Below are 24590 nucleotides of genomic sequence, written 5' to 3'. Positions count from 1 at the left end.
CAGTCGTCAGTAGGGGGACAGAGGGGACGTTGCGGACGGTTCACCCGACGGCGGCCCGGGAGCCACCTACTCCCTGCGCCGGAGCGGGATCGTCCGCCATCGTCCTCGGGGATGAGCGCATCCGTCCCCGAACAGTGCGGTAATGGATGCAGGGCCCGTACTGTGGGTTCTGTCGCAGAGCTGTGAGCCGGAGTCCGTCAGAAGGGGGCGCGCGAAGCCCATGAGCGGTGTCATGAAGCGTATGGGGATGATCTTCCGCGCGAAGGCGAACAAGGCCCTTGACCGGGCCGAGGACCCGCGCGAGACCCTCGATTATTCGTACCAGAAGCAGCTGGAGCTGCTGCAGAAGGTGCGCCGTGGGGTGGCCGATGTGGCGACCTCGCGCAAGCGTCTGGAACTGCAGCTGGCCCAGCTGAACAAGCAGTCCTCCACGCTGGAGGACCAGGGCCGCAAGGCGCTCGCGCTGGGCCGTGAGGACCTGGCCCGCGAGGCGCTCTCCCGACGCGCCGCCCTCCAGCAGCAGGTCACGGACCTGGAGACGCAGCACTCCACGCTCCAGGGCGAGGAGGAGAAGCTGACCCTGGCGGCCCAGCGGCTGCAGGCCAAGGTCGACGCCTTCCGCACGAAGAAGGAGACGATCAAGGCCACGTACACCGCCGCCCAGGCCCAGACCCGTATCGGCGAGGCCTTCACCGGCATCTCCGAGGAGATGGGCGACGTCGGCCTCGCCATCCAGCGTGCCGAGGACAAGACCGCCCAGCTGCAGGCCCGCGCCGGCGCCCTCGACGAGCTGCTGGCCTCCGGCGCCCTGGACGACCCCACCGGGACGGCCAAGGACGACATCCAGGCCGAGCTGGACCGGCTGTCGGGTGGTACGGATGTGGAGCTGGAACTGCAGCGCATGAAGGCGGAGCTGGCCGGAGGATCGCCCCAGCAGGCGATCGAGGGCGGCACCGGCAAGGAGCAGTCCCAGCAGCAGCCGCAGGACACCCCGCGCTTCGACAAGCAGTAGCCGAGCCTGGAGGGCGAGATGGCCGACATGGTCGTACGGATCATGGGGGAGGGACAGGTGAGGCTGGCGGACAGCCACCTCGCCGAGCTCGACAAGCTGGACGACGAACTCCTGGCCGAGATGGAGAAGGGCGACGGCCCCGGCTACCGCCGCACCCTCCAGGCCCTCCTCACCCGTGTCCGCGAGCTGGGCGAACCGCTCCCGGACGACGCCCTGGAGCCGTCGGACCTCATCCTGCCGTCGCCGGACGCGACCCTGGAGGAGGTCCGGGACCTGCTGAGCGACGACGGCCTCATCCCGGGCTGAGCCACGGCCCACGCCTGTGCAGGGCCCTGGGGGCGGCGACCGCCAGGGCCGTACTGTTCACCCCGTGAGCACTCTCGACCGCACCAGGTGCAGCCTGAAAGCGCACCCCCTCGCCCTGGACGCGGCCATCGCGGCGGGCGTCCTCGTGTGCATGGTCGCGGGGTCGTTCGTGGTGCCCCGCGGGGAGAACGGCGTCACCTGGGGTGTGCGCACCCCGGACCCGCTCGGCCTCGTCCTCATAGCGATCGGCGCGGCGGCGCTCGTCTTCCGGCGGACCGCCCCCAAGACGGTCCTCGCCGTCACCGGCACCGTCTCCCTCGTCGAGTGCGTCACCGGGGACCCGCGGGCCCCGGTCGCGATGTCCGCCGTCATCGCGCTCTACACCGTCGCCTCGACCACCGACCGCACCACCACCTGGCGCGCGGGCCTGCTCACCATGACCGTGCTGACCGCCGCCGCCATGCTCGCCGGGTCGCTGCCCTGGTACGCCCAGGAGAATCTCGCCATCTTCGCCTGGACCGGCATCGGCGCCACCGCCGGCGACGCCGTCCGCAGCCGCCGCGCGGTCGTCCGGGCCATCCGCGAGCGGGCCGAGCGGGCCGAGCGCACCCGTGAGGAGGAGGCCCGCCGCCGCGTCGCCGAGGAGCGCCTGCGCATCGCCCGCGACCTCCACGACGTCGTCGCCCACCACATCGCCCTGGTCAACGTCCAGGCCGGGGTCGCCGCCCACGTCATGGACAAGCGCCCCGACCAGGCCAAGGAGGCCCTCGCGCACGTCCGCGAGGCCAGCCGCTCGGCGCTCGGCGAACTCCGCGCCACCGTCGGGCTGTTGCGCCAGTCCGGCGACCCCGAGGCGCCCACCGAACCCGCGCCCGGCCTCAGTCGCCTCGACGAACTCGCCGCCACCTGCCGCAGCGCCGGACTCCAGGTCGAGGTCGCCCGCGCCGACCAGGGCGTCGAGCTGCCCGCCACCGTCGACCTGGCCGCGTACCGGATCGTCCAGGAGGCCCTGACGAACGTGCAGAAGCACGCGGGACCCGAGGCCAGGGCCGAGGTCAGCGTCATACGGGTGGGACCGAACATCGAGGTCACCGTCCTCGACGACGGCCCGTCGGCGGACGCGGCCCCCGCGGTGGGCGGCGGGCACGGGCTGCTCGGCATGCGGGAGCGGGTCACCGCGCTCGGCGGCACCCTCACCACCGGTCCCCGCTACGGCGGCGGCTTCCGCGTCCATGCGATCCTGCCCGTCAAGACCCGGACCGCCGCCGCGGGCGAGCCGGCCTGACGACCGGCCACGGGGAGCCGGCATGACGATCACGAGGGGGCCCGCATGACCATCCGTGTCCTGCTCGCCGACGACCAGGCCCTGCTGCGCAGCGCCTTCCGTGTGCTGGTCGACTCCGAGCCCGACATGGAGGTCGTCGGCGAGGCCTCCGACGGCGCGGAGGCGGTACGGCTCACCCGGGAGCGGCGGGCCGACGTCGTCCTGATGGACATCCGGATGCCGGGCACCGACGGCCTCGCGGCCACCCGTCTGATCAGCGCCGACCCGTCCCTCGCGGGCGTCCGCGTGGTCATCCTGACGACCTTCGAGGTCGACGACTACGTGGTGCGGGCGCTGCGCGCCGGCGCCTGCGGCTTCCTGGGCAAGGGCTCCGAACCCGAGGAACTGCTCAGCGCCATCAGGGTCGCCGCCGAGGGTGAGGCCCTGCTCTCCCCGACGGCCACCAAGGGACTGATCGCCCGCTTCCTCGCCCAGGGCGACACGGCGGACGACGGCCCGGGCCGGGCCCGCGCCGAACGGCTCGCCGCGCTCACCGGACGGGAGCGCGAGGTGCTCGTCCAGGTCGCCGGCGGCCACTCCAACGACGAGATCGCCGAGCGCCTGGAGGTCAGCCCGCTCACGGTGAAGACGCACGTCAACCGGGCCATGGCCAAGCTCGGCGCCCGGGACCGCGCCCAGCTCGTGGTGATCGCGTACGAGTCAGGGCTGGTCCGCCCGAGGATGGACTGATCTCCACCCGGGCGTACTGCGGCCGGAGTAGGAGCCCCGTGAGAAATGGACCTGGGGGCTACGGATCGGCGTCCGCTCATGGCTCAGGGTAGTGGGGTGGGGCACTCGCACATGCCCCCGTCCGCCGCTGACGCCGCCCACCGAAGAGAGACCCTGACCCATGTCCTGGCTGTCCAGATTCAGCCTCGCGCAACGCGCCCTGATCGGGCTCGTGTCGCTCGTCGCGCTCGTTTTCGGGGCGATCGCCATACCCCAGATCAAGCAGCAGCTGCTGCCCACCATCGAACTGCCCATGGTGTCGGTCATCGCGCCGTACCAGGGCGCGTCGCCCGACGTCGTCGAGAAGCAGGTCGTCGAGCCGATCGAGACCAACCTCCAGGCCGTCGACGGCGTCACCGGCGTCACCTCCACGGCGAGCGAGGGCAACGCCGTGATCATGGCGTCCTTCGACTACGGCAACGACACCAAGCGGCTCGTCACCGACGTCCAGCAGGCCGTCAACCGGGCCCGCGCCCAGCTGCCGGACAACGTCGACCCGCAGGTCGTCTCGGGCTCCACCGACGACATGCCGACCGTCGTCCTCGCCGCCACCTCGGCCCAGGACCAGCAGGCCCTCGCCGACCGGCTCGACACCTCGGTCGTACCGGCCCTGAAGGACGTCGACGGCGTCGGCCGGGTCCAGGTCATGGGCGTACGGGACCTGCAGGTCGCCGTCACCCCCGACGACGCGAAGCTGGCGAAGGCGGGCCTCACCTCCGCCGCCCTCGGCCAGGCCCTGCAGGCGGGCGGCGCGACCGTGCCGGCCGGCTCCTTCGACGAGAACGGCGCCAACCGTACCGTCCAGGTCGGCGGCGGCTTCACCTCGCTGAAGCAGATCCGGGACCTGAGGGTCACCGGGCAGGCCGCGCCGGCCGCGCCGGGTGCGACCGCGCCGGGCGGGCCCGCACGGGGCGCGGCGAAGCCGGTGCGCCTCGGTGACGTGGCGACGGTCAAGGAACAGCCGGCCCCGGCCGACTCGATCACCCGCACCGACGGCCGGCCCAGCCTCGCCGTGAACGTCACCATGGACCACGACGGCAGCGCTGTCGCCATCTCCGACGCGGTCAAGGACAAGCTGCCGAGCCTGCGCAAGGACCTCGGCCCGGACGCGAGGATCACGGTCGTCAGCGACCAGGGCCCGGCGGTGTCGAAGTCCATCAAGGGCCTGACCACCGAGGGCGCCCTGGGCCTGCTCTTCGCGGTCCTCGTCATCCTGGTCTTCCTGGCGTCGATCCGCTCGACGCTGGTGACCGCGGTCAGCATCCCGCTGTCCGTCGTCCTGGCGCTGATCGTCCTGTGGACGCGCGACCTGTCCCTGAACATGCTGACGCTCGGGGCGCTGACCATCGCCATCGGCCGCGTCGTCGACGACTCGATCGTGGTCCTGGAGAACATCAAGCGCCACCTCGGCTACGGCGAGGAGCGCCACGCGGCCATCGTGGACGCGGTCCGCGAGGTGGCCGGCGCGGTCACGTCATCGACCCTCACCACGGTCGCGGTCTTCCTGCCGATCGGCCTGGTCGGCGGCATGGTGGGCGCGCTGTTCGGCTCGTTCAGCATCACCGTGACGGCCGCGCTGCTCGCGTCCCTCCTCGTGTCGCTGACGGTCGTCCCGGTCCTGTCGTACTGGTTCCTGCGCGCCCCGAAGGGCACTCCCGAGGACGCCGACGAGGCCCGCCGCCGGGCGGAGGAGAAGGAGGCGAAGAGCCGCCTTCAGCGCTTCTACGTCCCGGTCCTGCGCTTCGCGACGCGCCGCCGCCTCACCAGCGTGCTGATCGCGGTCGTGGTCCTGGTCGGCACCTTCGGCATGACCCCGCTGCTCAAGACCAACTTCTTCGACCAGGGCGAGCAGGAAGTCCTCACCGTCAAGCAGCAGTTGAAGCCGGGCACCAGCTTGGCGGCCACGGACGCGCAGGCGCGCCGGGTGGAGCAGCTGCTCGCCTCGACGAAGGGCGTCAAGGACTACCAGGTCACGGTCGGCTCCTCCGGCTTCATGGCGGCCTTCGGCGGCGGTACGGACACCAACCAGGCGTCGTACCAGGTGATGCTGGCGGACTCGGCGTCGGCCGACGCCGTGCGCAGCCGCATCGAGGACGGGCTGGCAAAGCTCAAGGGCGCCGGCACGACCACGGTGTCGGCCGGTGACGGCTTCGGCAACCAGGACCTCAAGGTCGTCGTGAAGGCCGCGGACCCGCAGGTCCTGCGCCAGGCCTCCGAGCAGGTCCGGTCGGTCGTCGCGGGCCTGGACGACGTCACGGACGTGACCAGCGACCTGGCGCAGAGCGTGCCGCGGATCTCGGTCAAGGCCAACGCGAAGGCGGCCGCGGCCGGGTTCGACGACCAGACGCTCGGCGCCGCGGTGGCCCAGGCGGTCCGGGGTACGACGGCCGGGAAGGCGATCCTCGACGACACCGAGCGCGACGTGGTCGTGAAGACGGCGAAGCCGGCCAAGACGCCGGCCCAGCTGCGCGCGCTGCGCCTCGGCCCGGTGAAGCTGGGCGACATCGCCACGGTGAAGGTGGTGGACGGCCCGGTCTCGATGACCCGTATCGACGGCCGGCGCGCGGCGACGATCACCGCGAAGCCCGCGGGTGACAACACGGGCGCGGTGAGCGCCCAGCTCCAGAGCAAGCTCAAGGCCCTGAAGCTCCCCGCGGGTGCGACGGCGGAGATCGGCGGCGTCTCCTCGGACCAGGACGACGCGTTCAAGAACCTGGGCCTGGCGATGCTGGCGGCGATCGCGATCGTCTTCATGCTCCTGGTGGCGACGTTCCGCTCGCTGGCCCAGCCGCTGATCCTGCTGGTGTCCATCCCGTTCGCGGCGACGGGCGCGCTCGGCATGCTGGTCGCCACCGGCACCCCGATGGGCGTCCCCGCGATGATCGGCATGCTGATGCTGATCGGCATCGTGGTGACGAACGCGATCGTGCTGATCGACCTGATCAACCAGTACCGCGGGCAGGGCTACGGCGTGGTGGAAGCCGTCATCGAGGGCGGCCGCCACCGCCTCCGCCCGATCCTGATGACGGCCCTGGCGACGATCTTCGCCCTGCTCCCGATGGCGCTGGGCGTCACGGGCGAGGGCGGCTTCATCGCCCAGCCGCTCGCGGTCGTGGTGATCGGCGGCCTGATCACGTCGACGCTGCTGACCCTGCTCCTGGTCCCGACGCTCTACGCGATGCTGGAGCTGCGCAAGGAGCGCGGGGCGAAGAAGCGTGCGGCGAAGCGGGAGAAGAAGGCGGGCCCGACCGCCCAGCCGCAGGCCGACGAGTCCGGCGAACCGCAGCCGGCCCAGGTCTGACGGTCGTACGTACGACGAAGGGGCGTCCCGTGCGTCACGGGGCGCCCCTTCCGTATGTCGAAAGCAAGCCGCAGGCTACGGCAGCGACAGCATCCGCTCCAGCGCCAGCTTCGCGAACGCCTCCGTCTCCTCGTCGACCTGGATGCGGTTGACCAGGTTGCCCTCGGCCAGGGACTCCAGGGCCCAGACCAGGTGGGGGAGGTCGATGCGGTTCATGGTCGAGCAGAAGCAGACCGTCTTGTCGAGGAAGACGATCTCCTTGCCCTCGGGCGCGAAACGGTTCGCCAGGCGGCGGACCAGGTTCAGCTCCGTGCCGATGGCCCACTTGGAGCCGGACGGGGCGGCCTCCAGCGTCTTGATGATGTGCTCGGTCGAGCCGACGTGGTCCGCCGCGGCCACGACCTCGTGCCGGCACTCGGGGTGGACCAGGACGTTCACACCGGGGATGCGGGCGCGCACGTCGTGGACCGACTCCAGGTTGAAGCGGCCGTGCACCGAGCAGTGGCCGCGCCACAGGATCATCTTGGCGGCGCGCAGCTCGTCCGCCGTCAGACCGCCGTTCGGCTTGTGCGGGTTGTAGACGACGCAGTCCTCCAGGGACATGCCCATGTCGCGCACGGCGGTGTTGCGGCCCAGGTGCTGGTCGGGCAGGAAGAGCACCTTCTCGCCCTGCTCGAAGGCCCAGTCGAGGGCGCGCTTGGCGTTGGAGGAGGTACAGATGGTGCCACCGTGCTTGCCGGTGAACGCCTTGATGTCCGCGGAGGAGTTCATGTACGAGACGGGGACCACCTGCTCGGCGATGCCGGCCTCCGTCAGGACGTCCCAGCACTCCGCGACCTGCTCGGCCGTCGCCATGTCGGCCATGGAGCAGCCGGCGGCCAGGTCCGGCAGGACGACCTTCTGGTCGTCGCCCGTCAGGATGTCCGCGGACTCGGCCATGAAGTGCACACCGCAGAACACGATGTACTCGGCCTCCGGACGCGCCGCCGCGTCCCGCGCCAGCTTGAAGGAGTCGCCCGTGACATCGGCGAACTGGATGACCTCGTCGCGCTGGTAATGGTGGCCGAGGACGAAGACCTTGTCGCCGAGCTTCTCCTTGGCCGCGCGGGCGCGCGCCACCAGGTCCGGGTCGGACGGCGAGGGCAGGTCGCCGGGGCACTCGACGCCGCGCTCGCTCTTCGGGTCGGCCTCACGGCCGAGGAGCAGCAGGGCGAGGGGAGTCGGCTGTACGTCGAGCTCCGGGGTCTGGGCGGTGGTCACGGCACGCACCCTTTCTACTTTTCGTCTAACTGACGCTATCTATCATAGCCGCTTCATGTCACTTTGACGATGGCCATAACGTCGATGTGACATGAATCCCTGGCCCGTAAACGCCTTGCCTGCCATGGCGGTTGCCCCCCCGCCGCCACACGGGTGTGCCGTCCGCCGCATGGCGCACGGGCACGCATGAAGCGGCGCGTGTGCGAGCATGAAGACGGATAAGAAAACGCATGTGCTCGGCCCGGAATCGAATCCGCGGGCCCGGAATGAATCCGCGGCCTTGCTGGTTGCACTGGTCGGCAAGCAGTCTCCGTACAACCCGGGAGAGATGTAGATGTCCGTATCGGACGAGACCGGCACCGTCACCGACGGCATCGTCATGACCGACGCCGCCGCGGAAAAGGTCAAGGCCCTGCTCGACCAGGAAGGCCGTGACGACCTCGCGCTGCGCGTCGCCGTCCAGCCCGGCGGCTGCTCCGGCCTGCGTTACCAGCTCTTCTTCGACGAGCGTTCGCTCGACGGCGACGTCGAGAAGGACTTCGGCGGCGTCAAGGTCGTCACCGACCGCATGAGCGCCCCGTACCTGGGTGGCGCCACGATCGACTTCGTGGACACCATCGAGAAGCAGGGCTTCACGATCGACAACCCGAACGCGACGGGCTCCTGCGCCTGCGGCGACTCCTTCAGCTGAGCCGCGGCTCGCCGGCAGGCCGAACCACGGCACTACGGCGGCGGTACCTGGGCAACCAGGGCCGCCGCCGTCGTCGTGTCCGTGTATCCGTGCGTCAGCGCCGGCCGCAGGCGACGTCGAGGGGCGCGGCGACCGCGGCGCGGCCCCGGGCGCGGCCCCGGGTCAAGAGCCGCGGTTAACGCGGTGCGGAGCCGGGTGCTTCCGGCAGCCGAGCCCCCGGCTTGGCCTTGGGGATCTCCTTGCCGCCCGAGCCGACCACCTTGCGGTCGCCGAGCGGCTTGTCCAGGTGCACGGTCTGTCCGTACTCCTTGGCGATCAGGATGCAGACCTTGCCCGGCCACGGCTTCTCCGTCACGGTGACCTTCACCCGGTCCCGGCTCTCCGCCGCCGTCGCCTTGTAGTCGGCGCACACCCCGCCCGTGAAGCGGACGGTCAGCTCCTGGTCGTCGGCCGTGTAGCCGTCCACCTTCACGTCCCGCGTCTTCGGTGCCTTCGTCGGCTGTGCGGAAGGGCTCGACGCCGAGGCCAGGTACTTCGGGTCGACCGCCGGATACGTCACCGTGAAGGCGCCCTCCGGCCCCGCCGCCGCTCCCTGTCCCTGCCGTACCTCGAACAGCCACGACGGCACCAGCGACTGCCGGCCCGCGACCGAGCGCGAGGCCAGCCCGAACACCGCCTTCCGTACGGTCACCGCGTCCTGCCGCGGCGCGGCCGCCGACGCCGTCGACCGGCACGGCTGCTCCAGCCGGTCCTTCATCGGTACGGGACGCGCGCAGCCGCCGATGCCCATGCGGGGGTCGGTGCGCGGTGCCGCGTTCATCAGCTCCAGCGTCCTGCGCGCGCTCAGGACGGGATACGTGTCCCCCTTCACCGGCGCCTTCAGCAGCCCGCTGCCGCCGACCACCTCGCCCTGCCCGCCGACGGTCAGCCCGGTCGTCCAGCCGTACGTGGGCAGACCGCCCACCACCGGGTCGGCGTGCACCACTCGCTGGGCGCCCATCACCTGGCTCGTGTCGGTCTTCGCGCCGTCCTGACCCAGCGCCTTCAGGACCGGCGCCGCCGCCTTCCTCGCGGCCGCCGCGCTCACCGGACCGGTTCCCGGGTCGGCGGGGCCGTGCGCGCAGACGGAGCCGCTCTTGCAGGCGTCGGTGCCGGGGGCGTACCGCTGGAACGACCAGGTGCCCGGCGCCTGCCTGCTCACGCGCAGACTCGGCCCCGAACCGTCCTTCACCGGCCCGACCCGCCAGCTCTGCCCGTCGGCGACCGGCGCCCCGTCCACCCCGAGCGCATGGGCCAGCGCCGCCACCTCGCCCCGGCCGACCTCGCCCGCGGGCCGGTACACGGCCGCCGAGCCGGGGCCGCCGGGCAGCGGGCCGCTCGCCTTGTACGTCACGCCGTACGGGTTGGGTTCACCTGGCGCGATGCCGTTCGAGCCCCCGGGCGCGCTGCTCGCCGTGCCCCCGGGAGTCGCCGGCGCGAAGCCGTCCAGGGCGAGCGGCGGGGGAGTCCCCTCGGCGCCGGGCGCCCCCGCGTGGGTACGACCGTCCGAGCCGTCGCCGGCCGTCGTGGCGAGGTACGCCCCGCCGCCCCCGGCCAGCAGCACGCCGGCCGCGACCGAGGCGACGACCACGGGGGAGCGGCGGCGCACGGGCCTGTCGGTCCCGGGCTCGCCGTTGTCGGGGGTCTCGGGTGGCTCGGGTCGCTCGGTGTTCACCGCATCGCTCCTAGGTGAGTCGTATCCCGCATCCCCTTCACGGGGGACGGCGATGGGACGCGGGAGAGGAGCGCACGGTTCCCGGAAAGCGCCGGGACGAGGGCCGGTTCAGTCGTCGTGGTCCGGGGGCGGCTCAGTCGCCGTAGTCCGACATCGCGTCCAGCAGCCGGGCGGACTTCGCCGGGACCTTCACCCCGTGGATGAGCGAGGGCGGTACCGGCCGGGAGGACAGGTGCTCGGGAGCGGTCCAGTGGGGGGCCATCCGGGCGCAGTCGCCGCGCAGCGAGGCCAGGTCGCCGTCGAGGTCGGCCGGAGCGGAGACGTGGACCTTGAGGTTCGTCATGTCCGAACCGTAAGCACGCCGTACGAGGCCGGGATAGATCTACTATCGGGTAGGTTTGTCGGCTCCACCGGTCCGCCTTCACCCGCAGCAGGTAGCGTTAGCTGTCAACCTGCCCTCGCCCTGGAGAATCCTCGCCGTGCGTATCGCAGTCACCGGCTCCATCGCCACCGACCACCTCATGACCTTCCCCGGTCGCTTCGCCGACCAGTTCGTCGCGGACCAGTTGCACACCGTCTCGCTCTCCTTCCTGGTCGACAACCTGGACGTCCGCCGAGGCGGCGTCGGCGCGAACATCGCCTTCGGCATGGGCCAGCTCGGCACCGAGCCGATCCTGGTCGGCGCCGCCGGCTTCGACTTCGACGAGTACCGCGCCTGGCTGGACCGGCACGGCGTGGACACCGAGTCGGTCCGCATCTCCGAGACCCTGCACACGGCCCGCTTCGTGTGCACCACCGACGCCGACCACAACCAGATCGGCTCCTTCTACACGGGCGCGATGAGCGAGGCCCGCCAGATCGAGCTGAAGACGGTCGCCGACCGCGTCGACGGCCTCGACCTGGTCCTGATCGGCGCCGACGACCCGGAGGCGATGCTCCGCCACACGGAGGAGTGCCGCTCGCGAGGCATCCCGTTCGCCGCCGACTTCTCCCAGCAGATCGCCCGCATGGATGGCGAGGAGATCCGGATACTGCTGGACGGCGCGACGTACCTGTTCTCCAACGAGTACGAGAAGGGCCTCATCGAGTCCAAGACCGGCTGGAGCGACGAGGAGATCCTCGGCAAGGTCGGCCACCGCGTCACCACCCTCGGCGCGCGCGGCGTCCGCATCGAGCGGGTCGGCGAGGACCCGATCGAGGTCGGCTGCCCGGAGGAGGACATGAAGGCCGACCCCACCGGTGTCGGCGACGCCTTCCGCGCCGGCTTCCTGTCCGGCCTGGCCTGGGGCGTCTCCCTGGAGCGCGCCGCCCAGGTCGGCTGCATGCTCGCCACCCTCGTCATCGAGACGGTCGGCACCCAGGAGTACCAGCTGCGCCGCGGCCACTTCATGGACCGCTTCACCAAGGCGTACGGCGACGACGCCGCCACCGAGGTCCGCACGCACCTCGCCTAGGCGAGCCCGCCCCGCGGCCTCACGAGACCCGGCGGACCAGATAGGCAGAGCCCTGGTCCGCCGGCTCCTCGCCGACGTACTCCTGCCCCCGCATCTCGCACCACGCCGGGATGTCCAGCCGGGCGGCCTCGTCGTCCGAGAGGACCCGCACCATGCCGCCCCTCGGCACGCTACCGATGACCTTGGCCAGCTCGATGACGGGGATCGGGCAGCGCCTGCCGAGGGCGTCCACGACCAGCTCCTCGGCCCGCACCGCGGTCGCCGGAGCCGGCGCCCCCAGCTGCTCCCGGACCCCGGCCACCAGCCCGGGCAGCACCGTCAGGAACCGTTCGACGTCCTCCTCCGCCGTGCCCGGCGGCAGCGACACCCGTACGTTCCCCTCGCTCAGCACCCCCATCGCCTTCAGCACATGGCTCGGCGTGAGCGTGCTGCTCGTGCAGGACGAGCCGGACGAGACGGAGAAGCCCTCCCGGTCCAGCGCGTGGAGCAGCGTCTCCCCGTCGACATAGAGGCAGGAGAAGGTCACGATCCCGGGCAGCCGCCGGACCGGGTCGCCCACCACCTCCACGTCCGGCACCCGTTCGACCACCGCGGTCCTGATCCGCTCGGTCAACTCCCGCAGCCGTACCGCCTCTTGGGCCGTCTCGGCGCGCACCGCCCGCAGCGAGGCCGCCGCGGCCACGATCGCCGGGATGTTCTCGAAGCCGGGCGCCCGCCCCGACTCCCGCTCGTCCGCGGGCCCTTGGGGCGCGAACCGGACACCCTTGCGTACGGCGAGCAGCCCGACGCCCGACGGTCCGCCCCATTTGTGCGCACTGGCCGTCAGCAGCGACCAGTCACCCTCGACCGGGCCCCAGCCGAGCGACTGGGCCGCGTCCACCAGCAGCGGCACCCCGGCCGCCCGGCACTCCTCGGCCACCTCGGCCACCGGCTGCTCGGTCCCCACCTCGTGGTTGGCCGACTGCAGACAGGCCAGCGCGGTGTCGGTGCGCAGCGCACCGGCGTACGACGCCGCGGTCACCGCACCCGTGCGCAGCACCGGCACCCGGGTCACCGACCCGCCCTCGGCCTCGAACGCGTCCGCCGAATGGAGGACCGAGGAGTGTTCGACGGCTGACACGATCAGGTGGCGTCCGACCCGCCGCCGGGCCGCCAGCGCACCCGCGATCCCGGTGTGCACGGCCCTGGTCCCGGACGACGTGAAGGCCAGCTCGTCCGGCCGGCACCCCACCGCCTCGGCGGCCGCCTCGCGCGCCGCGTCCAGCAGCATCCGCGCCCGCCTGCCCTCCCGGTACAGCCGGGCGGGATCGGCCCACCCCTCGTCGAGCGAGGCCTGCAGGGCCTGCCGGGCGACGGGGTGGAGGGGAGCCGCGGAGGCGGCGTCGAAGTAGGGCACACAACAACGCTAAGTCTTCGGCCGCCGCGACGTCCCGCGGGCCTTGGGCCACCGCGGCCGCCGGGGGCGCTGTGACGCCCGCCTCCCTCTGCGGAACATCCCCCGCACAAGCCCCGAAACGCCCGCGGAAACAGGCCTCGAAACACGCCGAATCCCCGTCAGTTGACCATCCGTACCAGGGTGTCCCGGCCCGTGCGGTGGGAGGCGCGACGCGTTGCCCACCCCTCCCGCGCGACCCTGAAATGCGTCCAGTAGGGTTTGGTCCGCATAAACATCAAACCCCTGCCCGACGCAGGGCGGCGACCGACCAGCGAGACGGCCGCAGCCGTACAGCGCGGGCGAGACTCTCGGGAAGGCGCTACGTGAGTCCCAACGGCTCCGACCGCTCGCCGCGGCGCCCGATGCGGCGGAAGCTGCTGCAGGCACTGACCGCGGGCCTGGTCCTGGCGACCGCTACCGGTTGCACATACAAGGACTTCCCCCGCCTTGGTATGCCCACCCCGACCACGGAAGAGGCACCGACCGTCCTCTCCCTGTGGCAGGGGTCCTGGGCGGCCGCGCTCGCCGTCGGCGTGCTGGTGTGGGGCCTGATCCTGTGGAGCGTCATGTTCCACCGGCGCAGCCGCACCAAGGTGGAGGTCCCTCCGCAGACCCGGTACAACATGCCGATCGAGGCGCTGTACACCGTGGTCCCGATCATCATCATCTCGGTGCTCTTCTACTTCACGGCCCGGGACGAGTCGAAGCTCCTCAGCCTCTCCAAGAAGCCCGACGTCACGGTCAACGTGGTCGGCTTCCAGTGGAGCTGGGGCTTCAACTACATCGAGCCGGTCGCGGGTTCCCAGGGCAACGCGAAGACCGATCCGAACCTGGCCGCCATTCCGGACCGGTTCACCAAGGAATTCCCGGCCAACGCCGGCGGTGTCTACGACGTCGGTACGCCCGGCACGCGGAACCCGCAGACCCACAACCCCGGTCCGACACTCTGGCTCCCCAAGGGCAAGACCGTCCGCTTCATCCTCACTTCGCGTGACGTGATCCACGACTTCTGGGTCGTGCCGTTCCTGATGAAGCAGGACGTCGTCCCGGGCCACACCAACGCGTTCCAGGTGACCCCCAACCAGTACGGCACCTTCATGGGCAAGTGCGCCGAGCTCTGCGGCGTCGACCACTCCCGGATGCTGTTCAACGTGAAGGTCGTCTCCCCCGAGCGCTATGAGCAGCACCTCAAGGACCTCGCCAAGAAGGGGCAGACCGGTTACATTCCCGCCGGCATCGCGCAGACGCCGCACGAGAAGAACCGGGAGACGAACAACCTGTGAGCATCCTCAACGAACCCCAGGGTGCCGCGGCAGCTGAAGACTCGTACGAGAACGAGCTGCCGGTCAGGCGCAAGCGGCCCGGCAATGTCGTGGTGAAGTGGCTGACGACCACCGACCACAAGACGATCGGCACGCTGTATCTGTCGACGTCGTTCGCGTTCTTCCTGATCGGCGGCGTCATGGCGCTGCTCATGCGCGCCGAGCTCGCTCGTCCCGGCCTGCAGATCATGTCGAACGAGCAGTTCAACCAGGCGTTCACGATGCACGGCACGATCATGCTGCTGATGTTCGCGACGCCCCTGTTCGCCGGCTTCGCGAACTGGATCATGCCGCTGCAGATCGGCGCGCCGGACGTGGCGTTCCCGCGGCTGAACATGTTCGCCTACTGGCTCTACCTGTTCGGCTCGCTCATCGCGGTCGGTGGCTTCATCACCCCGCAGGGCGCGGCCGACTTCGGCTGGTTCGCCTACAGCCCCCTGTCGGACGCGGTCCGCTCGCCGGGCATCGGCGCCGACATGTGGATCATGGGCCTGGCCCTCTCGGGCTTCGGCACCATCCTCGGCTCGGTCAACTTCATCACCACGATCATCTGCATGCGTGCGCCGGGCATGACCATGTTCCGCATGCCGATCTTCGTGTGGAACGTGCTGCTGACCGGTCTGCTGGTCCTGCTGGCCTTCCCGGTCCTGGCCGCCGCGCTGTTCGCCCTGGAGGCGGACCGCAAGTTCGGTGCCCACGTCTTCGACGCCGCCAACGGCGGGGCGTTGCTGTGGCAACACCTCTTCTGGTTCTTCGGCCATCCAGAGGTGTACATCATCGCGTTGCCGTTCTTCGGCATCGTCTCCGAGATCATCCCGGTCTTCAGCCGTAAGCCGATGTTCGGCTACATGGGCCTGATCGCGGCGACGATCGCGATCGCCGGTCTGTCCGTGACCGTGTGGGCGCACCACATGTACGTCACCGGCGGTGTGCTGCTGCCGTTCTTCTCCTTCATGACCTTCCTGATCGCGGTCCCGACCGGTGTGAAGATCTTCAACTGGGTCGGCACCATGTGGAAGGGCTCACTGAGCTTCGAGACCCCGATGCTCTGGACGATCGGCTTCCTGATCACCTTCGTCTTCGGTGGTCTGACCGGTGTCATCCTGGCGGCGCCCCCGCTGGACTTCCACATCTCCGACTCGTACTTCGTGGTGGCGCACTTCCACTACGTGGTCTTCGGTACGGTCGTCTTCGCGATGTTCGCCGGGTTCCACTTCTGGTGGCCGAAGTTCACCGGCAAGATGCTGGACGAGCGCCTCGGCAAGATCACCTTCTGGACGCTGTTCATCGGCTTCCACGGCACGTTCCTGGTCCAGCACTGGCTGGGCGCCGAGGGTATGCCGCGTCGTTACGCCGACTATCTGGCGGCCGACGGCTTCACCACCCTGAACACGATCTCGTCGATCAGCTCGTTCCTGCTCGGCCTGTCGATCCTGCCGTTCCTCTACAACGTGTGGAAGACGGCCAAGTACGGCAAGCCGGTCGGCGTCGACGACCCGTGGGGCTACGGACGTTCGCTGGAGTGGGCGACCTCGTGCCCGCCGCCCCGGCACAACTTCCTCACCCTGCCGCGGATTCGCAGCGAATCCCCGGCGTTCGACCTGCACCACCCTGAGATCGCGGCCCTCGAGCAGCTGGAGCACGCTGGTCACGGCAGTGCCATCGCGGGCGGCAAGGAGGCCGGCAAGTGAAGATCCAGGGCAGGATGTTCATGTGGCTGAGCGCCTTCGTCCTCGTCATGGCGATCGTCTATGGCGTGTGGTCGAAGGAGCCGGCCGGAACCACGGCGCTCTTCCTGGCCTTCGGCCTCTGCATCATGGTCGGCTACTACCTGGGCTTCACCGCCCGGCGGGTCGACGCGGGTGCCCAGGACGACAAGGAGGCCGATGTCGCGGACGACGCGGGCGAGCTGGGCTTCTTCAGCCCGCACAGCTGGCAGCCGCTCGCCCTCGGCGTCGGTGGCGCGCTGGCCTTCCTCGGCATCGCGGTCGGCTGGTGGCTGCTGTACTTCGCGGCGCCGGTCATTCTGATCGGCCTGTTCGGCTGGGTCTTCGAGTACTACCACGGTGAGAGCCGCACCCAGTAGCACCGGCTGAGCTCAAGCGGGAGCCCGGGCACTCCGTCAGGAGGCCCGGGCTCCCCCTTTTGCAGTACGAATATCCCTCTATAGGACTGTCCTACCGAGCAGTGACTGTCTTATCTGCTTAGCGTGGCGCCATGAGTATCACTCCGCGCTCCCGCATCGTCGTAGGCTGCACGCTCCTGGTGGCTGCCCTCGGTGCCGGCCTCACCGCCTGCGGTTCGAACGGGGCCGAGGCCCTGTCGGACAGGCCGTACGACGCGGCGGACGAGATCTCCTTCAACGGTCCCACCGAGGCGGGCAAGAAGGCCGACCCGGACAAGCCCCTAGAGGTCACGGCCACGGGCGACGGGCGCATCACGGACGTCACGGCGGTGGACGCGACGGGCCGCTATGTGACGGGCGAACTCGCGGCCGACGGCAGCCGTTGGCACAGCACCTCGCCGCTCGCCTCCAACGCCCACTACACGGTGCGCGTCAGCACGGAGGACGACGACGGGGCCCCCGGCCGCAAGACCATCGACTTCGACACCGCCAAGCCGACCACCAAGAAGTCCCTGGACGTGACGTTCGGGCCGAAGGCGGGCACGTACGGCGTGGGCCAGCCCGTCACGGCGGACCTCAGCCAGCCCGTCAAGGACAAGGCGCAGCGCGCCATCGTCGAACGCGCCCTCAGGGTCGACTCGGTGCCCGCCGTGCCCGGCAACTGGTACTGGGTCAACGACAAGCAGCTCCACTACCGCCCCAAGGAGTACTGGCCCGCCCACGCCACCGTCCAGGTGCACAGCAACCTGGAGGGCATCCGGGTCAGCGACCGCCTCTGGGGCGGCAAGGCCAAGCCCCTGAAGCTCACCACGGGCGACCAGCTCGTCGCGCTCACGGACGCCGGGTCGCACACCATGACGGTCTACAAGAACGGCGCCGTGCTCAAGCAGATCCCGATCACCACGGGCAAGCCCGGCTTCGAGACCCGAAACGGTGTCAAGGTGATCCTCGAGAAGCAGTACTACGTCCGGATGAAGAGCAGCACCGTGGGCATCGCCGAGGGCACCTCGGACTCGTACGACCTGCCGGTGTACTACGCGACCCGCGTCACCTGGTCCGGCGAGTACGTCCACGCCGCGCCCTGGTCTGTCGGCTCCCAGGGCTACGCCAACGTCAGCCACGGCTGCACCGGCATGAGCACCGGCAACGCGGAGTGGTTCTTCAACACCGTCCGCCCGGGCGACATCGTCAAGGTCGTCAACTCCAACGGCGCCCAGATGGCCCCGTTCGACAACGGCTTCGGCGACTGGAACATGGCCTGGGCGAAGTGGCGCGCCGGCAGCGCCCTGACGTCCGGCACGGCGGACGCCCCGAAGCCGGAGGACGCCGCACGGCTGCAGCCGACGGCGGTGTGACGCGAACCGACGTCGGCTGCGGGGCCGTGCCGTGCGTCGGCACGGCACGGCTGCAGCCGACGGCCTGGAGCGGTTCTAGACGCTCAGCAGGTTCTTCTGGCGCAGGAGAGAGGCCAGGGCGCCCGCGAACTCCACCGGCTCCACGGGGAGCGTCACAGCCGCGTCGGCCCGGCTCCAGGTGGCCAGCCATGCGTCCTGGGGGCGCCCGATGAGCAGCAGCACCGGCGGGCAGTCGAAGATCTCGTCCTTGATCTGCCGGCACACCCCCATGCCGCCCATCGGCACGGCCTCGCCGTCCAGCACGCAGACGTCGATCCTGCCCTTGGCGAGCTCCCGCAGAACGGCGCCGGGCGTGGCGCACTCCACGAACTCGACCAAGGGGGCATCCGGGGCCGGCCGGCGGCCGGTGGCCAACCGCACCTGCTCGCGGGTGCCGGCGTCATCGCTGTAGACCAGCACCGTCGCGGTCGCCTGCATGGTTCCTCCGCGCATCTCGAGAAGACACTGTATGGATCGGAACTTCCGGGTATCGATGGCGCGGATGCTACCCCCTCCGACGTCCCGTCAACACCGGTTCGGACAGCCCTTCGAAGCGCCATCACGGCAGTACACACGGTATGGACACTCCGAACGGGACCCCCGGAGTGAGGGCGAGATAAGCGACCGACATAATGTCGGTCGTGGCGACAGCAACGACAGTAGAAACCGGGCACGCGCACCCGTCGGTCAACCGGCCGAACCTCACCAGCGTCGGAACCATCATCTGGCTGAGTTCCGAGCTGATGTTCTTCGCGGCCCTCTTCGCGATGTACTTCACCCTGCGATCGGTGACCGGTCCCGCGTATTGGAAGGCGCAGGCGCACGCCCTGAACCTTCCGTTCTCGGCGACCAACACCACGATCCTGGTGCTCTCCTCCCTCACCTGCCAGCTCGGCGTCTTCGCCGCCGAGCGCGGTGACGTGAAGAAGCTCCGGGGCTGGTTCATCGTCACTTTCATCATGGGTGCGATCTTCATCGGCGGTCAGATCTACGAGTACACGAGCCTGGTGAGGGAGGACGGCCTCTCGCTCTCCTCCGGCCCTTACGGCTCGGTGTTCTACCTGACCACCGGCTTCCACGGCCTGCACGTGACGGGCGGTCTCATCGCCTTCCTGCTGGTCCTCGGCCGCACCTATGCGGCCAAGAGGTTCACGCACGAGCAGGCGACCGCCGCCATCGTCGTGTCCTATTACTGGCACTTCGTCGATGTCGTCTGGATCGGCCTCTTCGCCACGATCTACTTGATCAAGTAATCGGCGCGCCGGAAACGGCCGGCCGATCCAATCCCTGAAGCATCGACGCAGAAGATCCTGACACCGGGGTAATCCGTGAAAAAGCTCTCCGCACGACGACGCCATCCGCTGGCGGCGGTCGTCGTCCTACTCTTCGCGCTGGCGGCCACCGGGGGGCTGTATGCCGCGTTCGCGCCCGCGAGCAAGGCACAGGCCGATGAAACCTCCCAGTCCCTGACCATCGAGGAGGGCAAGAAGCTCTACTCCGTCGGTTGCGCCAGCTGCCACGGCATCGGTGGTCAGGGCAGCTCCGACGGGCCGAGCCTGGTCGGCGTGGGCGCCTCGGCGGTCGACTTCCAGGTGGGCACCGGCCGCATGCCGGCCGCCACCTCCCAGGGCGCGCAGGTCCCGCGCAAGAAGCCCATCTACACGCAGGCCCAGATCGACCAGCTCGCGGCGTACGTCGCCTCGCTGGGCGCCGGTCCCGACGTGCCGACCAAGGAGCAGTACGGCCCCAACGGCGCCGACATGGCGCGGGGCGGCGAGCTGTTCCGCACCAACTGCGCGCAGTGCCACAACTTCACCGGCAAGGGCGGTGCCCTGACCAAGGGCAAGTTCGCGCCGACCCTCGAGGACGTGGCCCCGAAGCACATCTACGAGGCCATGCAGACCGGCCCGCAGAACATGCCGTCCTTCCCCGACACGACGATGCCGCAGAAGGACAAGCAGGACATCATCGCGTACCTGAACGCGGTCAACAGCAGCAACACCGTGAACCCCGGTGGTCTCGAGCTGGGCGGCCTCGGGCCGGTCAGTGAGGGCCTGTTCGGATGGATCTTCGGACTGGGCGCCCTGATCGCGGTCGCCGTCTGGGTCGCCGCTCGGACCGCAAAGGCCAAGAAGTCATGAGTAGCCAAGACATTCCAGAAGAGAACCTGCCGGCCCAGCCGTCCGCGGGTAACAGTGAGCACGAGCATGGCGCCGTAAGCGTCGCGGACGAGAAGAACCCGTTCGCCGACCCGGGTCTGCCGCCGCACGAGCACCGGATCCAGGACATCGACGAGCGGGCCGCCCGGCGGTCCGAGCGCGCGGTCGCCCTGCTGTTCACGGTGTCGATGCTGGCCACCCTCGGCTTCATCACCTCGTATGTGACGATCTCGCCCGACAAGGCGATCTTCGTCTTCCCGATCGGTCACGTCAGCGCGCTCAACTTCGCGCTGGGCCTGACGCTCGGTACGGCGCTGTTCTGCATCGGCGCGGGCGCGGTCCACTGGGCCCGCACCCTGATGTCCGACGTGGAGATCGCCGACGAGCGCCACGAGATCGCGGCGACCCCCGAGGTCCGCGCGAAGGTCTTCGAGGACTTCCGCCAGGGTGCCGCGGAGTCGGGTCTCGGCCGCCGCAAGCTGCTTCGCAACACGATGTTCGGCGCGCTGGCCCTGGTGCCGCTGTCCGGCGTCATGCTGCTGCGCGACCTCGGCCCGCTGCCGGGCACGTCGCTGCGCCACACGCTGTGGTCGAAGGGCAAGCTGCTCGTCAACGTCAACACGAACCTGCCGCTGCGTCCCGAGGACGTCGCCGTCGGTTCGCTGACCTTCGCCAAGCCCGAGGGCCTGGAGGAGACCGACGAGGACTTCCAGACCGAGATCGCCAAGGCGGCCCTGATGATCGTCCGGCTCCAGCCGGAGAACATCAAGGACAAGCAGGAACTCGCTTGGTCCCACGAGGGCATCGTGGCGTACTCGAAGATCTGCACCCACGTCGGTTGCCCGATCTCCCTGTACGAGCAGCAGACGCACCACGTGCTGTGCCCGTGCCACCAGTCCACCTTCGACCTCTCCGACGGTGCCCGAGTGATCTTCGGCCCCGCCGGTCACGCCCTGCCGCAGCTCCGGATCGGCGTGAACGACGAGGGGTACCTCGAGGCGCTCGGCGACTTCGCGGAGCCCGTCGGTCCTGCATTCTGGGAGCGCGGATGAGTACTGCAGCGAACACGAATCCGTCTGCCGCCGGCGCGGCGGGCCGCTCGGGCGGGAAGGCACCGGCCGGCGAGCGCGTCGCCGACTGGGCCGACGGCCGGCTCGGGATCTACTCCCTGGCCAAGTCCAACATGCGCAAGATCTTCCCCGACCACTGGTCGTTCATGCTGGGCGAAGTCTGCATGTACAGCTTCATGATCATCATCCTCACGGGTGTGTATCTGACGCTGTTCTTCCACCCGTCGATGAACGAGGTGGAATACCACGGCTCCTACGTCCCGCTCCAGGGGCAGATGATGTCGGAGGCGTTCAGCTCGACGCTGCACATCTCCTTCGACGTGCGCGGTGGTCTGCTCATCCGGCAGATCCACCACTGGGCCGCGCTGATCTTCCTGGCCGGCATGTTCGTGCACATGATGCGCGTGTTCTTCACCGGCGCGTTCCGCAAGCCGCGTGAGATCAACTGGCTGTTCGGCTTCCTGCTGTTCGTCCTGGGCATGTTCACCGGCTTCACCGGTTACTCGCTCCCGGACGACCTGCTCTCCGGCACCGGTGTCCGCTTCATGGAGGGCGCGATCCTGTCCGTGCCGATCGTCGGCACGTACCTGTCGTTCTTCCTCTTCGGCGGGCAGTTCCCCGGCCACGACTTCGTGGCCCGGTTCTACGCGATCCACATCCTGCTGCTGCCGGGCATCATGCTCGGGCTGATGGTGGCCCACCTGATCCTGGTCTTCTACCACAAGCACACGCAGTTCGCGGGTCCCGGCAAGAAGGAAACGAACGTCGTCGGCATGCCGCTGCTGCCGGTGTACATGGCCAAGGCCGGAGGCTTCTTCTTCCTGGTCTTCGGTGTCATCGCGGCCATCGCGGCGATCGCGCAGATCAACCCGATCTGGGCCATGGGCCCCTACCGTCCGGACCAGGTGTCCACCGGCGCCCAGCCCGACTGGTACATGGGCTTCGCCGAGGGTCTGATCCGCTTCATGCCGGGCTGGGAGATCAACTTCGCGGGCCACACGCTCGTCCTGGGCGTGTTCATCCCGCTGGTGATCTTCCCGCTGGTCCTGGCGGGTCTCGCGGTCTACCCGTTCATCGAGTCGTGGATCACCGGCGACAAGAGCGAGCACCACATCCTGGACCGCCCGCGCAACGCCCCGACGCGTAGCGCGTTCGGTGTCGCGTGGATCGTGGCCTACATGGTCATGCTGGTCGGTGGTGGCAACGACCTGTGGGCCACCCACTTCCACCTGTCGATCAACGCCGTCACCTGGTTCGTCCGGATCTTCTTCTTCGTCGGACCGGTCCTCTCGTTCATCGCCACCAAGCGGATCTGCCTCGGCCTGCAGCGCCGGGACAAGGACAAGGTGCTGCACGGTCGCGAGACCGGCATCATCAAGCGCCTGCCGCACGGTGAGTTCATCGAGGTCCACGAGCCGCTCAGCCAGGAGCAGCTGCACACCCTCACGGCCCACCACCAGTACGAGCCGGCCGCGATCGGCCCGGCGGTCGACGAGAACGGTGTCGAGCGCAAGGTGAAGGGCTCGACGAAGCTGCGGGCCAAGCTGAGCAACGCCTACTACGGCGAGGACTCCCAGATCCCGAAGCCGAGCGTCGAGGAGTACAAGGAGATCACGAGCGGCCACGGCCACCACTGATCGCTGCGCGCGCCACGCGACAGCCGAAGGGCCCCGTCCGGTTCCGGACGGGGCCCTTCGCACACCCGGCGACTGGATAGGGTGGACCTGTCTGAATTCTTCGTCCCGTGATGACCCGGGACACCTGACCCAGGAGCGGCTTATGAGCGCTGTGATCCCCGCCGGAGGCGACACCGCGGCGGCGCGTTCGTGGCCCGCCCTGCTGAACGGCCTGCTGGAGGGCCGGAACCTGAGCGCCGACGACACCGCCTGGGCGATGGACCTGATCATGCGGGGCGAGGCGACCGACGCCCAGATCGCCGGCTTCGCCGTGGCCCTGCGCGCCAAGGGCGAGACGGTCGAGGAGATCAGCGGTCTCGTCCGCACGATGTACGAGCACGCCAACGTGATCGAGGTGCCGGGGGCCGCCGTCGACATCGTCGGCACGGGCGGCGACGGCGCGAAGACGGTGAACATCTCCACGATGTCGTCGATCGTCGTCGCCGGCACGGGCGTCAAGGTCGTCAAGCACGGCAACCGGGCCGCGTCCTCGGCGTCGGGTTCCTCGGACGTCCTGGAGAAGCTCGGCATCAACCTCGATCTGACCCCGAGGCGTACGGCCGAGGTCGCCGAGGAAGCGGGCATCACGATCTGCTTCGCGGTGAAGTTCCACCCGGCGCTGCGCCATGTGGCCGCCGCGCGCGGCCAGTTGGGCATCCGTACGACGTTCAACATACTCGGCCCGCTGACCAACCCGGCGAAGGTCAGGGCCCAGGCGGTCGGCGTCGCCGACCCCCGTATGGCGCCGATCGTCGCCGGTGTCTTCGCCGAGCGCGGCAACTCGTCCCTGGTCTTCCGGGGCGACGACGGCCTCGACGAGCTCACCACCACGTCCACCTCCCGGGTGTGGCTGGTGCGGGACGGCAAGGCCACCGAGGAGGCCTTCGACCCGCGCGACGTCGGCATCGAGCTGGTGCCGGTGGAGGCGCTGCGGGGCGGCGACCCGGCGTACAACGCGGAGGTCGCCCGGCGGGTGCTGGACGGCGAGACGGGCCCGGTGCGGGACGCCGTCCTGCTGAACTCGGCGGCGGCCCTGGTGGCGCTGGAGCCCGGCTCCGGCAGCCTGACCGAGCAGATCCGCGCGGGCATGGACCGCGCGGCGGAGTCGATCGACTCGGGGGCGGCGAAGCGGGCCCTGGAGCGGTGGGTGGCCGCGAGCAACGCCTGAACTCGCTCGTACGACGCGCAAGGCGCGGTCCGGATGCCGGACCGCGCCTTGCGCGTCGAAGAGCGTGTGGCAGGATGACGACCAGGTCATGAGCGACAGCCACAAGGCCCCGGCCGGCTGTCCGGCAACCCTCCGTCCGTGGCGGGGTGCCCCGGGTGAGGACCAGGCCGCAGGCAGCGAGGTCTGCGGCAAGCGCGGACCCCTTGCGACACCAGGGGTCCTGGTCGTTCGAGGGAGCCTCCCCGTGAGCAAGCGAATGCGCTAGGGCCTCTCTTCCGGATCCTGCCGGGGGTCGCGGGCCCTGGCACGCGCATCTGCGGCGTTGTCTCCACTCGCCTTGCAGCTGCACGCACCAGACCCCGCTCGGGTCGGCCAGGAAGCGCAGTCGGCAGGAGCCGGCTTGATCCGGAAGAAAGGCCCTAGGGCCGCCGAGCCCCGCCTCCGCATACC

At 69.9% G+C, this 24590-nt stretch carries 21 protein-coding genes and 1 riboswitch; of the genes, 16 read left to right on the top strand and 5 right to left on the bottom strand.

Features of this window, described 5'->3' with window-relative positions:
• Positions 1-220: 220 nt before the first annotated feature.
• From ABZ910_RS04420 to ABZ910_RS04400, 5 genes are all read left to right on the top strand, one after another.
• Complete coding sequence (locus ABZ910_RS04420) at positions 221-1012, top strand: PspA/IM30 family protein (RefSeq protein WP_361359012.1); 792 nt, start codon at positions 221-223, stop codon at positions 1010-1012.
• 27 nt (positions 1013-1039) lie between these two features.
• Positions 1040-1318 (top strand): hypothetical protein, encoded by a 279-nt coding sequence (locus ABZ910_RS04415; RefSeq protein WP_361359106.1) that lies wholly within the window; start codon positions 1040-1042, stop codon positions 1316-1318.
• 64 nt (positions 1319-1382) lie between these two features.
• Positions 1383-2603 (top strand): sensor histidine kinase, encoded by a 1221-nt coding sequence (locus ABZ910_RS04410; RefSeq protein WP_361359009.1) that lies wholly within the window; start codon positions 1383-1385, stop codon positions 2601-2603.
• Between the two features lie 45 nt (positions 2604-2648).
• Positions 2649-3332, top strand: a complete 684-nt coding sequence (locus ABZ910_RS04405; protein WP_361359006.1) for a response regulator transcription factor — start codon at positions 2649-2651, stop codon at positions 3330-3332.
• Positions 3333-3492: 160 nt separating this feature from the next.
• A complete protein-coding gene (locus ABZ910_RS04400) occupies positions 3493-6672 on the top strand; it encodes an efflux RND transporter permease subunit (protein ID WP_361359003.1) in 3180 nt (1059 codons plus the stop codon).
• 75 nt (positions 6673-6747) lie between these two features.
• Here the strand turns inward: ABZ910_RS04400 and nadA are convergent, their stop codons facing one another.
• Positions 6748-7932 (bottom strand): quinolinate synthase NadA, encoded by a 1185-nt coding sequence (gene nadA / locus ABZ910_RS04395; RefSeq protein ID WP_361359000.1) that lies wholly within the window; start codon positions 7930-7932, stop codon positions 6748-6750.
• Between the two features lie 334 nt (positions 7933-8266).
• Between nadA and ABZ910_RS04390 the strand changes: the two genes are divergently transcribed.
• The gene (locus ABZ910_RS04390) at positions 8267-8623 is read left to right on the top strand and encodes an iron-sulfur cluster assembly accessory protein (RefSeq protein WP_361358997.1); all 357 of its coding nucleotides are present in this window, start codon (positions 8267-8269) and stop codon (positions 8621-8623) included.
• A gap of 175 nt (positions 8624-8798) precedes the next feature.
• On the opposite strand, the gene ABZ910_RS04385 is transcribed toward ABZ910_RS04390, so the two are convergent.
• Positions 8799-10337 carry a hypothetical protein gene (locus ABZ910_RS04385; RefSeq protein ID WP_361358994.1) on the bottom strand — a complete coding sequence of 513 codons (1539 nt, stop codon included), beginning with the start codon at positions 10335-10337 and terminating at the stop codon, positions 8799-8801.
• 133 nt (positions 10338-10470) lie between these two features.
• Complete coding sequence (locus ABZ910_RS04380) at positions 10471-10680, bottom strand: hypothetical protein (RefSeq protein ID WP_361358991.1); 210 nt, start codon at positions 10678-10680, stop codon at positions 10471-10473.
• 136 nt (positions 10681-10816) lie between these two features.
• Between ABZ910_RS04380 and ABZ910_RS04375 the strand changes: the two genes are divergently transcribed.
• Positions 10817-11791, top strand: a complete 975-nt coding sequence (locus ABZ910_RS04375; RefSeq protein WP_361358988.1) for a carbohydrate kinase family protein — start codon at positions 10817-10819, stop codon at positions 11789-11791.
• A gap of 19 nt (positions 11792-11810) precedes the next feature.
• Here ABZ910_RS04375 and ABZ910_RS04370 read toward each other — a convergent pair whose 3' ends face one another.
• Positions 11811-13187 (bottom strand): aminotransferase class V-fold PLP-dependent enzyme, encoded by a 1377-nt coding sequence (locus ABZ910_RS04370; RefSeq protein WP_361358985.1) that lies wholly within the window; start codon positions 13185-13187, stop codon positions 11811-11813.
• Positions 13188-13549: 362 nt separating this feature from the next.
• Between ABZ910_RS04370 and coxB the strand changes: the two genes are divergently transcribed.
• From coxB to ABZ910_RS04350, 4 genes are all read left to right on the top strand, one after another.
• Positions 13550-14509: a cytochrome c oxidase subunit II gene (coxB, locus tag ABZ910_RS04365; protein ID WP_361358982.1), complete on the top strand. Its 960-nt coding sequence runs from the start codon at positions 13550-13552 to the stop codon at positions 14507-14509.
• Positions 14506-16239, top strand: a complete 1734-nt coding sequence (gene ctaD, locus ABZ910_RS04360) for a cytochrome c oxidase subunit I (RefSeq protein ID WP_361358979.1) — start codon at positions 14506-14508, stop codon at positions 16237-16239. Before coxB ends, ctaD begins: the two co-directional genes overlap by 4 nt.
• On the top strand, positions 16236-16634 hold the full coding sequence (locus tag ABZ910_RS04355) for a cytochrome c oxidase subunit 4 (protein WP_361358976.1): 399 nt from the start codon (positions 16236-16238) through the stop codon (positions 16632-16634). Before ctaD ends, ABZ910_RS04355 begins: the two co-directional genes overlap by 4 nt.
• Before the next feature lie 131 nt (positions 16635-16765).
• Positions 16766-18028 (top strand): Ig-like domain-containing protein, encoded by a 1263-nt coding sequence (locus tag ABZ910_RS04350; RefSeq protein WP_361358973.1) that lies wholly within the window; start codon positions 16766-16768, stop codon positions 18026-18028.
• A 75-nt stretch (positions 18029-18103) separates the two neighbouring features.
• On the opposite strand, the gene ABZ910_RS04345 is transcribed toward ABZ910_RS04350, so the two are convergent.
• The gene (locus ABZ910_RS04345) at positions 18104-18505 is read right to left on the bottom strand and encodes a hypothetical protein (protein WP_361358970.1); all 402 of its coding nucleotides are present in this window, start codon (positions 18503-18505) and stop codon (positions 18104-18106) included.
• A 194-nt stretch (positions 18506-18699) separates the two neighbouring features.
• Here ABZ910_RS04345 and ABZ910_RS04340 point away from each other — a divergent pair, with 194 nt between their 5' ends.
• The 5 genes from ABZ910_RS04340 (at position 18700) to trpD (ending at position 24140) form a co-directional block, all read left to right on the top strand.
• Positions 18700-19320, top strand: a complete 621-nt coding sequence (locus ABZ910_RS04340; protein WP_361358967.1) for a heme-copper oxidase subunit III — start codon at positions 18700-18702, stop codon at positions 19318-19320.
• A gap of 75 nt (positions 19321-19395) precedes the next feature.
• Positions 19396-20208: a c-type cytochrome gene (locus tag ABZ910_RS04335; RefSeq protein ID WP_361358965.1), complete on the top strand. Its 813-nt coding sequence runs from the start codon at positions 19396-19398 to the stop codon at positions 20206-20208.
• The gene (locus tag ABZ910_RS04330; protein ID WP_361358962.1) at positions 20205-21278 is read left to right on the top strand and encodes a Rieske 2Fe-2S domain-containing protein; all 1074 of its coding nucleotides are present in this window, start codon (positions 20205-20207) and stop codon (positions 21276-21278) included. The genes ABZ910_RS04335 and ABZ910_RS04330 overlap by 4 nt, the downstream gene beginning before the upstream one ends.
• Positions 21275-22933: a cytochrome bc complex cytochrome b subunit gene (locus tag ABZ910_RS04325; RefSeq protein ID WP_361358959.1), complete on the top strand. Its 1659-nt coding sequence runs from the start codon at positions 21275-21277 to the stop codon at positions 22931-22933. Before ABZ910_RS04330 ends, ABZ910_RS04325 begins: the two co-directional genes overlap by 4 nt.
• A 142-nt stretch (positions 22934-23075) precedes the next feature.
• Positions 23076-24140 (top strand): anthranilate phosphoribosyltransferase, encoded by a 1065-nt coding sequence (gene trpD, locus ABZ910_RS04320; protein ID WP_361358957.1) that lies wholly within the window; start codon positions 23076-23078, stop codon positions 24138-24140.
• A gap of 84 nt (positions 24141-24224) precedes the next feature.
• Positions 24225-24341, top strand: a riboswitch (SAM riboswitch).
• Positions 24342-24590: the final 249 nt, after the last annotated feature.

Origin of the sequence: Streptomyces sp. NPDC046805 (assembly GCF_040645355.1) — a bacterium.
Lineage (GTDB): Bacteria > Actinomycetota > Actinomycetes > Streptomycetales > Streptomycetaceae > Streptomyces.
This window is presented reverse-complemented; position numbering and strand designations above follow the sequence as displayed.